The organism is Oceanicaulis sp. UBA6590, assembly GCF_002433705.1.
GTDB lineage: Bacteria > Pseudomonadota > Alphaproteobacteria > Caulobacterales > Maricaulaceae > Oceanicaulis.
In genome coordinates this window covers 94483-107191 of the sequence record NZ_DJIQ01000068.1, presented here as the reverse complement: position 1 = coordinate 107191, position 12709 = coordinate 94483, and the positions used below count along the sequence as shown (strand labels likewise).

The window sequence follows — 12709 nt, the reverse complement described above, 5'->3', positions numbered from 1 at the left end:
GCGTCTACCAATTCCGCCACACCCGCACAGGCAAGGCAGGCCGCAGAGTTAGCGTCTGGCGCAACCCGCGGTCAATCTGTCATTGCCGCTGATCCCGCCTCCGGATGCATTCTGCAAAGCCCCATGGACGCAGATGCCTGATGCGCCATCATGGCCTTCGCGTTCAACAGGCGAGATCACCATGACCCAGGCCACTTCCGATACGCCCCGCTCCGAAGACCGCAGCGGCTTTGACTGGGAATCCCGGTTTCTGTCCGATGACGCGCCCTGGGAGCGTCAGGGCGTCCATCCGGCAGCGCAAGACTGGGTCCGCAACGGCGAGATCAAACCCGGACAGGCCATACTGACGCCCGGCTGCGGACGCAGTCAGGAACCGGCGTTCCTGGCGAGCCGGGGCTTTGATGTGACGGCCACCGATATCGCCCCGACCGCCATCGCCTGGCAGAAGGCCCGGTTCCAGACTCTGGGCGTGATGGCTGAAGCGATCGAGACAGATGCGCTCGCCTGGCGTCCCGAGACCGGGTTTGATGCGCTCTATGAACAGACTTTCCTGTGCGCCATCCACCCCAAACGGCGGCAGGATTATGAGGCCATGGCGCATGCCAGTCTGAAGTCTGGCGGAAAACTGCTCGCGCTTTTCATGCAGAAGGCCGAGTTGGGCGGTCCGCCCTATGGCTGCGGACTGGACGCCATGCGCGAACTGTTTGCGGACACACGGTGGGTCTGGCCTGACGGCGAGGCTCGCCCCTACCCGCACCCCGGCCTGAATGCGAAGGCCGAGCTCGCCATGGTGCTGATCCGCCGCTAGCGCGCCGATAGCAGACTTTTAAGCCCTTTGCGGCAGCATGACGGCTCCAGAATGGAGCCCTCATGGCCGCAGTAAGCGCCTACTACGTTTCATCGCTCTACAACGCCGACGCTTTCGCGCGAGGCGCGGGAAAGCGTGCATCTTCATCGGAAGGGGCTCCGCCCGCCAAAGTCGCGACCAAGGTTCAGGACCGGCTGAGCGACGCGTTAGAGGCCATGAAACGCGCCCCTGAAGAGCATAAGCAGGCCGCCCGGAACCGGGCGCGCGACCGTGTGGAAGCTGTCCGCGAACAGCTCAAGATCATCAAGGAACTCTACGCGCAGAACCCCAAGGAAATGGCGAAAGCGCTTCGCCATCTCGTCAAGGAACTTCAGACCGCGCTCAAGGCCTACAAGGAGGCCGGCGGAGATATGACGTCGATAGGCGGCGCAGGCCTCATCGCCATGACCGCGAGCGCCGCGCCTTCTCGATCTACAGGCGCCCCTGGCTCTGAGCCTGATGCAAACGCAGCGGAAACGGGGGCAGAGACTGATGACGCCCCTGTGTTCGGCGAGTCGGCCGCAAGTCCGGCCCACTCGCCAGGCGAAGGGCCACGTCCTGACTCGTCTGACATGTCCGTTGAAGAGCTTGAGGCCCGACTGGGCGTGCTGATGGGCGATGAGGAATTCGTCCGGTCTGTCGACGGATTGAAGCGCAAGATCAAGGAATTGTTTGAGACTTCGAAAATCCAGTCCGCTTTCCTGTCCCGGGACCGGTCGCGGGATGAGGCCTTTGAAGCGCTTGACGAAGATCTCGAGGCCCTCGATGAGGATGTCACCGCGTACAAGCGTGACGTTCAGGATGAGCTGATCGCGGTGAGGCTTGAGATCAAGCTGATTGAACGCGGTGAGCTGTCTGCGCCTGTCGCACTGGATGTGAGCGCCTGATCCGGGTCTATCGCTTGCCGCCTTCCTTGGCGGTCAGGGGCGCGAATTTCAGCACCAGGAAGGCGATCACGACGCCAGCAATCAGGTTTGCGGCGAACAGGCCCCAGATCACGCCGTTGGCGCCGCCCAGATAATTGCCCAGCCAGGCCAGCGGAATGATCAGGGCGACTCCGCGGAAGGCATTGCACGCCACTCCGATCAGCGGGCGACCGAGACCGTTGAACCCCGCCGCCGCCGCCATCGCCACTCCATACCCGCCCATGGCGAACGGCGCGATCGCCCAATAGGTGCTCGCGACAGCCTGTCCTTCAGCCGATGGCAGGAAGACCGGGGCCAGGAACCGCCCCAGCACGAAAAGCATGACCGCCATCGCAAACCCCCAGCCGGCGCAGAAGAGGAAGGATTTGACGAACGCTTCGCGCACCCGGTGATCCAGTCCGGCCCCGCCATTCTGCCCGGTGATGGGGCCAATGGAGCCCGAGAGCGCGAACAGTGGAATCAAAGCCAGCGCCTCGACCCGCATGCCCACGCCGAGGCCCGCCACTGCAGGCTCGCCAAACGGCGCCATTGCGGCGAACACCATCGTATTGGCCAGGGGGCCGATCATGTTCGAGCCTGACGCCGGCGCGCCGATGCGCGCGATCTCGCGCCAGTTCCAGAACAGGGTGTCAAAGCCCGGCCAGCTGAAGTCGAGCATCTTCTCGCGGAAGACCAGAACGCCGAGCGCAATCATGAAGACCGCCATGTTGGCGATCAGGGTCGCCAGCGCCGCGCCCGTCACCTCCATCGCCGGGATGGGGCCGAGACCGAAGATCAGAATCGGGTCGAGGATCATGTTGATGACGGCGGCGATGATCATGATCACGCTGGGCACGATGGCGTCGCCCATGGCGCGCAGCAGGTTGCTCGCCACCATCGGGCCCACCATGAAGACCGCGCCGGCGAACCAGATCGTCATGTACTCCCGCACATAGGGCATCATCTGGTCGGTCGCGCCCATGGCTCGAAAGACCGGATCGATTAGCGGAATGCCGATCACGCTGACCAGCAGCACCATGATGAAGGACAGGCTCAACGCATCCGTCGCCACGCGTTTGGTGGATTCGCCGTCCCCGCGCCCGGCCGCGCGCGCCACCACCGACACGGCGCCGGCGCCCAGGCCGATCGATATGCTCATCACCAGCATGGAGACCGGAAACACGAACTGCACCGCCGCCTGCTGGTCCGTGCCCAGCCGTCCTACCCAATACGCGTCGATCACGCCGACCAGCATCATGGCCAGAATGCCAAAGCTCATCGGGGCGACCAGACGGATGATGTGACGGAAGACCGATCCCTGAGTCAGATCGTTCGAGGCGCGAGTGGAGGCCATGGGAAGGCTTTCTAAAAGTCAGAAAATCAAACAGCGCCATAGGTAGGACACCCCATGGCGCTGTTCCATGCCCGAAATGGAAAAGGTCTGTTCAGGACCCCGATCCAGACCCACTCAGGGCGTGTGGTTGAGATCGTAGGCGGCAAGTCCGGCCAGATTGACGATGTCGGACACATTGGAGCCGACACGCGCCACCTGCACGGATTTCTCGAGCCCGATCAGCAGGCCTTCGATCACCGTGGCGCCGCCCGCGGATTTCAGAAGCCGCGCCGCGATCGAGGCCGAGTGCACCGCAGGCATCACCAGCACATTGGCCGCGTCCGACAGGCGCGAGAACGGATAGCGTTCGCGATGATTGGGATCGAGCGCGATATCGACCGCCATTTCGCCCTCATACTCGAAATCAAGATCCAGCTGATCAAGACGCGCGACCGCGCTCTGGACTTTCGTGGTCCGCTCGCCCGGCGGATTGCCGAAGGTGGAATAGCTCATGAAGGCCACGCGCGGATCGAGGCCCAGACGGCGCGCGGCATGGGCTGCGCCCACCGCGATCTCGGCCAGACCTTCGGAGTCGGGGAATTCCGTCACGTTGGTGTCGGCGATCACCAGCATCTTGCCGCGCGCCAGCGCCACGGTCAGGCCGATCACCCGCCCGCCCGGCGCGGGGTCGAGCACCAGACGGATATCGCTCATCGTATTGGTGAAGTGACGCGTTACCCCCGTCACCATGCCGTCGGCGTCCTCGAACTTGAGCATGCAGGCGGAGAACACGTTCCGGTCATTGTTCACCAGACGCTGCACGTCGCGACGCAGATAGCCGCGACGCTGGAGACGCTTGTACAGCCAGTCCGCGTAATCGGCGTTGCGGTCCGAAAGACGCGCATTCTGGATCTCCAGCACGTCATCCGGCAGTCCGAGAGAGCGCATGTTCGCCTTGGCCACTTCTTCGCGCGCTACCAGCACAGCCTGCCCCAAACCCTGGGACTGGAAGGCGAAGGCGGCGCGGATGACGGACGGCTCCTCGCCTTCCGCGAAGACGATGCGCTTGTCGGAGCCGGAAATGGACTGTGTAACGCGCTGCTGGAGCGCAGCGGTCGGATCGAGGCGACGCGCCAGCGACTGACGATATTTCTCCTCATCCTCGATCGGGATGCGCGCCACGCCCGTCTCGATCGCAGCGCGCGCCACATAGGGCGGAACGAAACTGATCAGGCGCGGATCGAAGGGAGACGGGATGATGTAGTCCCGGCCGAACCGCAGACCGCCATCCGATCTGTTGGCTGTGGAGACCTCGTCCGGCACGTCCTGACGCGCCAGATCGGCAAGGGCGCGAGCCGCGGCCAGCTTCATTTCCTCGTTGATCGTCCGCGCGCGCACATCAAGCGCCCCGCGGAAGATATAGGGAAATCCCAGCACATTATTGACCTGATTGGGAAAATCCGACCGGCCTGTCGCGATGATCGCATCAGAACGCGCCGCCCGGACCTCGTCGGGCATGATTTCGGGCGTTGGATTGGCCATGGCGAAAATGATCGGGTCCGCCGCCATGGATTTCACCATGTCCTGCGAGACGATGCCGCCTGCAGACAGGCCCAGGAAGACGTCTGCGTCCACCATGGCCTCTTTCAGCGTGCGCAGATCGGTCTCGCGCGCATGCTGGGCCAGACGGTCATGCAGGTCGTTGCGACCGGTATGCACAACGCCATTCACATCCACCACCGTGACATTGTCGTGCCTGACGCCGAGCGATTTCACCAGCTCCAGCACCGAGAGGCCGGCCGCGCCCGCGCCGCACAGCACCAGCTTGACGTCTTCAAACTTGCGGTCGGTCAGATGACAGGCGTTGATCAGGCCCGCTGCAGCGATAATGGCCGTGCCATGCTGGTCATCATGAAACACAGGAATATCGAGCTTTTCGCGCAGGCGCGCCTCGATCTCGAAGCATTCCGGGCTCTTGATGTCCTCGAGATTGATCCCGCCAAAGCTGTCGCCGAACCCGGCGACGCAATCGACGAATTTTTCGGGGTCCGTGTAATTGATCTCAAGATCGAAACCGTCAATGTCGGCAAAGCGCTTGAACAGCACGGCCTTGCCTTCCATCACCGGCTTTGAGGCGGCGGCCCCCAGATTGCCCAGCCCCAGGATCGCGGTGCCATTGGACACCACGGCGACAGTGTTGCCCTTGGACGTGTAGTCATAGACCGCGTCAGGATTGTCGGCGATCGCGCGCACGGGTGCGGCCACGCCGGGCGAATAGGCCAGCGCCAGATCGCGCTGGGTCGCCATCGGCTTTGTCGGGATCATCGCCACCTTGCCCGGCGGGCTTGCGCGGTGAAATTCCAGCGCGTCGGCGTCGGTCGAGGAAAGCTTTTCGTTGTCGGACATGGCGATGATGAATCTAACTGGTCTGGTGGAAACTCATGTGAGCTATACGCGTCTGCGCAGCCGCTTGCTACACCGGCGCACGCATCAAACGCTGCAGGGCCGCCTTGCGTCCTTGCAAGCCGCTGATGTGCTCAAGTGCTTGAGGCAAGCAGGAGAGGACCGTCTCCACACTCCCGCCCATGCCCAGTCGACGTCCGGCGTCACCATGGCAGTAAACCGCCGCTGACGCCGCGTCATAGACGCCTTGCCCCTGCGCCAGAAACGCGCCGATCAGACCCGCCAGCACATCGCCTGTACCTGCTGTCGCCAGACGCGGGCTGGCGTGGACATTGACCCTGACATCACCTCCGGGAGCGGCAATCACGGTATCTGCCCCCTTGAAGACCACGACGGCGCCACATCGGCGGGCCGCCAGACGAGTGCGCTCTATCTTGTTGCCATCACCGGTCTTTTCCGTGAGATCGGGAAACAGTCGCTCGAATTCTCCTCCATGAGGCGCCAGCACGCATGTGTCGTGAAGCGCTTCGAACAGACGGTCAGGTTCATCCCGAAACACGCTCAGGGCGTCCGCATCCAGAACCAGCGGAATCTGCGAGCGGCACGCTGACAGCACGCGTTGTTTCAGACGCTCATCCGGCCCCGCTCCGGGCCCGAGAACTGCCGCGCTGGCGCGATGGTCTGCGAGCACCTCTCCAAAGTCGGCGTCATGGTCATAGGCTCGCGCGACAAGGCTGTCGGAAGCGGAGGCGATTTCATTCAGCGCCCCCTGTCCGGACAGAAGCGTGACAAACCCGGCTCCACCAATCTGACCGGCCCGCGCCGCCAGACGCGACGCCCCTGTGGCGCCATATCCTCCCGCAAGCACACACAACCTTCCGCGCGAGTGCTTGTGCGCATCGGCCTCGATATCGGCGCCTGGAAGCTCCCACAGATCAGGATGATTGAGCATGGCGCAGGGATGAGCCCTCTCGCTCCAGCCATCCGGAATGCCGATATCGCACAGAACGACCTCTCCGCATCCCTGTCGGCCGGGAGACAGCAAATGGGCCGGCTTGAGCCGATGAAAGGTGACGCTCAGATCCGCCCGGAAGCAGGGTCCGTCAAGCGGCGCGAGATCGCCTGACAATCCGCTCGGCACATCGACTGCAACACAGACGCCGTCAAAGGACTGGCTTTCGTTTGAAAGACGGGCCGGTTCCCCCTCCAGCGGCCGGTTCAGCCCGGCGCCAAACAACGCGTCCACGATGAGCGCATGATCTTTCAGGCGGCAGTCGGACAAGGCGTGAATGTCACCAGTCCACTCTTGCGCGCACGTTGCGGCGTCTCCAGTCAGGTTCTGACGGTCCACTGCCGAATAGATCGTCACAGCCCAACCGGCCTGACGCAGCTGCTCGCCGACAACCCAGCCGTCACCGCCATTATTGCCAGGTCCGCACAACACGGCCGCCGATCTAGGGGCCCAGCGGGACATGATCGCCCGGGCCACACCCGTCCCGGCGCTTTGCATGAGACGGCGTCCGTCCACTCCTTGTTCAATGGCGAAGCTATCCGCTGCGCTCATTGCAGAAACCGTTAGTATGGCGTGCGGCTGGTCTGACATTTCACATCACCCTCAGGCATCGCCCCACTTTCGAGCATTAGCGCTCACAAATGCAGCATCGGTAAATTTCAACATCCGTGCGACGTAACCATCACTTGCGAGGCCCAAAGCGATCCTTAGCGTGCCAGTCGTGAGCGGAGGCCCCGAATGAAAAAAATCGAAGCGATCATCAAGCCGTTCAAACTGGACGACGTGAAGGAAGCCCTGCAGGAGATCGGTCTTCAAGGTCTGACTGTCACTGAAGCCAAGGGGTTTGGCCGCCAGAAAGGTCATACCGAGCTCTATCGCGGCGCGGAATACGTTGTCGACTTCCTGCCCAAGATCAAAATCGAGCTAGTGATCCCGGACAACCGCGTCGAGGCCGCCGTGGAAGCCATTCAGACCGCCGCCCAGACCGGGCGGATCGGCGACGGCAAGATCTTCATTCTCCCGGTCGAAGGCGCCATCCGCATCCGCACCGGCGAAACGGATGACGACGCCATCTGATCCACACTCTTTCAATCGCCCGCCAGCACCCACAGCCAGCAATTAAGGACCCTGCCATGTCTGCTGACAAGATCCTCAAACAAATCAAGGACGAAGACGTCGAATTCGTCGATCTGCGTTTCACCGACCCGCGCGGCAAGCTGCAACACGTCACCTTTGACGTTGATATGGTCGACGAAGATTTCTTCGAAGAAGGCTCCATGTTCGACGGATCCTCGATCGCTGGCTGGAAGGCCATCAACGAGTCCGACATGGTTCTGATGCCGGACGTGAAGACCGCAGCCATCGACCCCTTCTTCCAGCAGACCACGCTCTCGATCGTTTGCGATATTCTCGAACCGGACAGTGGCGAAGCCTATAACCGCGATCCGCGCACCACGGCCAAGAAGGCCGAGAACTTCCTCGCCGCCTCCGGCATTGGCGACAAGGCGTTCTTCGGTCCGGAAGCCGAATTCTTCATTTTTGACGATGTGCGCTGGTCGACCGCCCAGAACAACACCTTCTATGCGCTCGACTCCGAGGAAGGGCCCTATAATTCCGGCACGAAGATGGAAGGCGGCAACCTCGCCCACCGTCCGGGCCCGAAAGGCGGCTATTTCCCTGTGCCGCCGATCGATTCGCTTCAGGACATGCGGTCTGAAATGCTGTCCGTGATGAAAGAGCTCGGCCTGCAGCCCGAGAAACATCACCACGAAGTGGCGCCGTCCCAACACGAGCTGGGGATGAAATTCTCCACGCTCACCGAGATGGCCGACCGCATGCAGACCTACAAATACATCGTGCACAACGTCGCCGCCGCCTATGGCAAGACCGCGACCTTCATGCCGAAACCGGTCTATGCCGACAACGGTTCGGGCATGCACGTGCACCAGTCGATCTGGAAGGACGGCAATCCGCTGTTCGCCGGCGACAAGTATGCCGGCCTGTCGGACACCTGCCTGTATTACATCGGCGGCATCATCAAGCATGCGCGCGCGATCAACGCCTTCGCCAACGCGTCCACGAACTCCTACAAGCGCCTGGTCCCGGGCTTCGAGGCCCCGGTCCTGCTGGCCTATTCGGCCCGCAACCGCTCGGCGTCGATCCGTATCCCGCACGTGCCATCCGCCAAGGGCAAGCGTATCGAGACGCGCTTCCCCGATCCGGCCGGCAACCCGTACCTGACTTTCGCCGCGCTTCTGATGGCGGGCCTGGACGGCATCGAGAACCAGATTCATCCAGGCGACGCGATGGACAAGGATCTCTATGACCTGCCGGCTGAAGAGCTCAAGGACATCCCGACGGTCTGCTCGTCCCTGCGCCAGGCGCTCGAATCTCTCGACGCCGACCGTGACTTCCTCAAGAAGGGCGGCGTGATGGATGATGACCAGATCGACGCCTATATCGATCTGAAGATGGAAGAAGTGTCCCGGATCGAACACCACCCGCACCCGGTGGAATTCGAGCTGTACTACAAGGTGTAGTTCTCCTTCCTGTCAGGACGTCTGCGGCCGCTCCGGATTGCTCCGGGGCGGCCGTTTTCATTTCAGCCTCTTCTGCACAAAGCGAAATTGGCTGCGGCGCAGGGTCGAGCGATGGTCGACGCGCGCAAAACCATGGGCTAGAAAGACTCTCCTACGCACGTATGGTTCACCTCTTGTGAACTTGCGCCCGACCGGAGACCGACGCATGCGCCGCAGCCTTCTCGCCGCCGTTTCCCTGTCCGCACTGATCGCCACGCCTGCCTGGGCGGATGAGGAGATCAATGACGAACGCACCGAGCCGGTCGAGACCGCCGATGCGGATGGCGCAGGCAATGCCGACAATATCGTCATCGGTTCTAACGGCCGCGTCACCCTGATCGGGGTTCCCGGCCCTGCCGTACACGTCAATTCGAACAACGATCTGACCACTCAGAACGGGTCGGTCATCCGCATCAATGACCGCGATGGCGACGGCGATCCTGTCAGCGTGGATGGCGCGGTGGGCATTCAGGTCGATCCCGGCGTCGAAGGCGATATCTCTCATGGCGGCCGCATCGTGCTGGACGACAGCGACGATCCGGCGGACCTGGGCACGGACGATCTCGTGGATGCCGACAATGACGGCGAGGTCGACGATCCGGACGGCGAGGCGGACGGCGCTTTTGCTCAGGACCAGAACAAGACCGGCCTGCTGATCGGCGCCGTGGACGGCGATTACAATCCGGTGGCCGGCCAGGATGCGGTGACGGGCGATGTCGCCATCACCAGCACCGGCGCCATCGTCGTCCAAGGCCAGAACAGTTTCGGCGTGCGCGCCGTGACCGCGATCGACGGCGATTTCTTCTCGGATGGATCGGTCACCGTGACCGGCGAGAACAGCCGCGGCATCTCCCTCGAGGATGATGTGTCCGGCAATGTGGAAATCATTTCCGTGAACACGGTCTCCCCGGGCGGCAATGCCGTTGTGGTGGAGGGCGATGTTGGCGGCGGCGTTCGCGCCAACGGGACGGTTTCCGCGCACGGCTATCGCACCACAACCCGCTATCGTGAAAATCTCATGGTTCTCTTCGAGAATGAAGAGGAAGCGGCTGCGCGCGGCGATGTGGCGGACAATCTTGATTCGGGTTCGGCCTTTCTGGTGGCGGGGTCTGTCGCCGACGGCGTCTTCATCTCCACCAGCGGCACCATCCAGGCCTATACGGGCGGCGGCGCTGCGCTGGAACTGCGCCCTGACGAGGACGGCACGGGCGATCAGGTGATCGGCGAGGTCTCCCTGCCCGATGATTACACCACCAATCGCACCGATGACGATGATGAGGGCGATCAGCTGGGTTATGCGGTGGTCAACGAGGGCACCATCGCCAACAACGCTGTGTTTGACGGCAAGGACGCCACGGCGTTCCTGGTCGTCGGCCGTGACGACAATGGCGTGCTGCGCTCGGTGATACTGGGCGCCGGCGGGGTCATGAACACCCGCACGGTCACCGCCACCGCCTATGACGGCACTGCGCGCGCCATGCATTTCGGCGCGGGCGCTCAGGCCGACACGATCCTGAACTCCGGTGTTTTGCGCGCCGCCGCCGTGCTCGGCCATGAAGAGGACGGATTCGCAGACGACGCCTATGGCGCAGGACGCGCCATCGCGCTTGATCTGGACGAGAACTCACAGATTCGCCGCATCCTCAACGAGGCCGGCAATATCAACGCCACCATCACCGGCGGCGGCCAAAGCGCGATTGCGATCCGCTCCAACGACGATTCACTCGATGAAATCCGCAACTCCGGGATCATCAGCGCCGTCGCCGGCGGTCTGGAAGACGGCTTTTCGCGCGATGACATGGAGATCCTGGCGATCGACGCCCGCAACAATGACGGCGGCCTCGCGATCATTCAGGAGCAGGCCTATGACGATGAGGGCGAACCGATCTCAACACCCTCCATCACCGGCGACATCCTGCTTGGCGACGGGGATGATCGCGTCGAGATCAACGCGGGCTCCATCACTGGCGACATCTCGTTCGGCCTGGGCGCTGACGTTCTTGTCATCAATAACGGCTCGCTGAACGGCGCCGTCAGCGATGCGGACGGCGAGCTCGTGCTGGATGTGACCAATGGCGAGATCGGTTTGACGGGAACGGACGCACTGGCCCTTCGGGACGCGATTTTCCGCAATGGCGGGGTGCTGGAAGTCGTCATTGACGCCCAGGATCGCACAAACGCCTTCCTGAACGCGTCCGGCGACGTGACCTTCGAGGAAGGATCCTCGCTTTCGGTCGGTCTGGGCGATGTGATCGGCGCTGGCGGAACCTTCGAGATCATTACGGCCGGCACGCTGAGCATTGCAGATGAAGCGGGCACCCTGACCACCACCGAGTCGCCCTATCTGTATAACGCCACGCTGGCGCGCTCGAGCGAGGACGAAAACAAGATCCTTCTCACGCTCGAGCTGAAGACGGCGGACGAGCTGGGCATGCACGTCAATCAGGCTGCGGCCTATGACGAAGCGCTGGCCGCGTTCGAGACCATTGAATCCCTGGGCGCCGCCTTCGCCGGACTGCGCACCGCCGAGGAATTCTACGGCGCCTATGACCAGCTGCTGCCGGAATACGCCGCCAGCGCGATCCAGTTCGCCCTGGCGTCCAACGACGCCGCCGCAGGCGCCCTTCAGGGCCGTCTGCGCAATGCCCGTCTGGCTCCCGATGATCTGGCTGGCGTCTGGATCCAGGAGTTCGGCTATTACGCCGACCGGTCCAGCACCGCCTTCGGCCCGGGCTATCGCGGTCAGGGCGTCGGTCTGGCGGTTGGACTCGACCGTCCCGTCGGCCCCTTCTACGCCGTCGGCCTCCAGCTCGTGGGCGCCGCCAGCGAGATCGAGGAGACCAATGGTTTTGACCAGCCCATGGTGTCCATGACTGGTCAGATTGGCGGTTACGCCGCCCTGAATCTCGGCGGCTTCGACATCTCGGGCAATGTCGGCCTCGGCTACGACTATTTCGAAACCGACCGTGAAATCCGAATTGGCGACTTCACCGCCCTGACCAGTGCGGATTGGAGCGGCTGGCATGCGACCGCCAGCTTCCAGGCGGGCCGTGACATCGCCTTTGGCAAATGGGTGCTGCGTCCTGAAGCTGACCTGACCTATGTGACCCTGTTTGAGAGCGGGTATTCGGAAACCACATCCGGAACGAATGCGGACGCCATCTCGGATCTGGCGCTGATCGTGGACGACCGCGAGTCCTCCACCCTGCTCGGTTCGGGCACGCTGACGCTGGCTCGCCGGTTCGGCACGGATGAATCCTGGTGGGCGCCCTCGCTGCGCGTGGGTTACCGCGGCGAGTTCTCCAGCTCCGGCGGCGAAACCACGGCCCAGTTTGGCCAGGATGGCAATCCGTTCACCCTGCGCTCTGAACAACTGGCCAATTCCGGCGCCCTGCTGGGGTTTGGCCTGAGCGCAGGCTCGAACTACTCCACCTTCACGTTCGCGTATGATGCGGATGTCCGTGACGACTTCGTCCGACATGTCGCCCGTCTGGTCATCCGACTGACATTCTAGAACAACTTCACATAGATGCATTGCACGCATCAGGGGAGTCTGGTAAGGATAATTCGTCTTCCTGTCCTGACCCCATGCATTGACGGCGGAGACATGGGTCGGCGCGTATGACGCAG

General features: G+C 62.7%; 8 protein-coding genes. 5 read left to right on the top strand and 3 right to left on the bottom strand.

The genetic code is table 11. From position 1 onward, the window contains the following. The first annotated feature begins 181 nt into the window (after window positions 1–181). Both B2Z70_RS15275 and B2Z70_RS15270 read left to right on the top strand, forming a co-directional pair. On the top strand, window positions 182–808 hold the full coding sequence (locus B2Z70_RS15275; RefSeq protein WP_292984450.1) for a methyltransferase domain-containing protein: 627 nt from the start codon (window positions 182–184) through the stop codon (window positions 806–808). Window positions 809–1023: 215 nt separating this feature from the next. Further along, window positions 1024–1734, top strand: coding sequence for a hypothetical protein (locus B2Z70_RS15270; RefSeq protein ID WP_292984448.1), 711 nt, complete (start codon window positions 1024–1026; stop codon window positions 1732–1734). 7 nt (window positions 1735–1741) lie between these two features. Here B2Z70_RS15270 and B2Z70_RS15265 read toward each other — a convergent pair whose 3' ends face one another. The 3 genes from B2Z70_RS15265 to B2Z70_RS15255 form a co-directional block, all read right to left on the bottom strand. Next, window positions 1742–3106, bottom strand: coding sequence for an MATE family efflux transporter (locus tag B2Z70_RS15265; protein ID WP_009801028.1), 1365 nt, complete (start codon window positions 3104–3106; stop codon window positions 1742–1744). Between the two features lie 114 nt (window positions 3107–3220). Next, complete coding sequence (locus B2Z70_RS15260) at window positions 3221–5491, bottom strand: NADP-dependent malic enzyme (protein WP_292984446.1); 2271 nt, start codon at window positions 5489–5491, stop codon at window positions 3221–3223. 67 nt (window positions 5492–5558) lie between these two features. Continuing rightward, on the bottom strand, window positions 5559–7091 hold the full coding sequence (locus B2Z70_RS15255) for an NAD(P)H-hydrate dehydratase (RefSeq protein WP_292984444.1): 1533 nt from the start codon (window positions 7089–7091) through the stop codon (window positions 5559–5561). Between the two features lie 147 nt (window positions 7092–7238). Between B2Z70_RS15255 and B2Z70_RS15250 the strand changes: the two genes are divergently transcribed. The 3 genes from B2Z70_RS15250 (at window position 7239) to B2Z70_RS15240 (ending at window position 12593) form a co-directional block, all read left to right on the top strand. Next, entirely contained in the window at window positions 7239–7577 is a 339-nt protein-coding gene (locus tag B2Z70_RS15250) for a P-II family nitrogen regulator (protein ID WP_009801031.1), read from the top strand. Between the two features lie 56 nt (window positions 7578–7633). After that, window positions 7634–9040 carry a type I glutamate--ammonia ligase gene (gene glnA, locus B2Z70_RS15245; protein WP_009801032.1) on the top strand — a complete coding sequence of 469 codons (1407 nt, stop codon included), beginning with the start codon at window positions 7634–7636 and terminating at the stop codon, window positions 9038–9040. Between the two features lie 205 nt (window positions 9041–9245). After that, on the top strand, window positions 9246–12593 hold the full coding sequence (locus B2Z70_RS15240) for an autotransporter outer membrane beta-barrel domain-containing protein (protein ID WP_292984441.1): 3348 nt from the start codon (window positions 9246–9248) through the stop codon (window positions 12591–12593). Window positions 12594–12709 lie beyond the last annotated feature (116 nt).

What these genes read in the sequence shown, in the direction of transcription:
- B2Z70_RS15275 (WP_292984450.1), top strand. Translation starts at nt 182, where the DNA reads ATGACCCAGGCCACTTCCGATACGCCCCGCTCCGAAGACCGCAGCGGC.
- B2Z70_RS15270 (WP_292984448.1), top strand. Translation starts at nt 1,024, where the DNA reads ATGAAACGCGCCCCTGAAGAGCATAAGCAGGCCGCCCGGAACCGGGCG.
- B2Z70_RS15265 (WP_009801028.1), bottom strand. Translation starts at nt 3,106, where the DNA reads ATGGCCTCCACTCGCGCCTCGAACGATCTGACTCAGGGATCGGTCTTC.
- B2Z70_RS15260 (WP_292984446.1), bottom strand. Translation starts at nt 5,491, where the DNA reads ATGTCCGACAACGAAAAGCTTTCCTCGACCGACGCCGACGCGCTGGAA.
- B2Z70_RS15255 (WP_292984444.1), bottom strand. Translation starts at nt 7,091, where the DNA reads ATGTCAGACCAGCCGCACGCCATACTAACGGTTTCTGCAATGAGCGCA.
- B2Z70_RS15250 (WP_009801031.1), top strand. Translation starts at nt 7,239, where the DNA reads ATGAAAAAAATCGAAGCGATCATCAAGCCGTTCAAACTGGACGACGTG.
- glnA (WP_009801032.1), top strand. Translation starts at nt 7,634, where the DNA reads ATGTCTGCTGACAAGATCCTCAAACAAATCAAGGACGAAGACGTCGAA.
- B2Z70_RS15240 (WP_292984441.1), top strand. Translation starts at nt 9,246, where the DNA reads ATGCGCCGCAGCCTTCTCGCCGCCGTTTCCCTGTCCGCACTGATCGCC.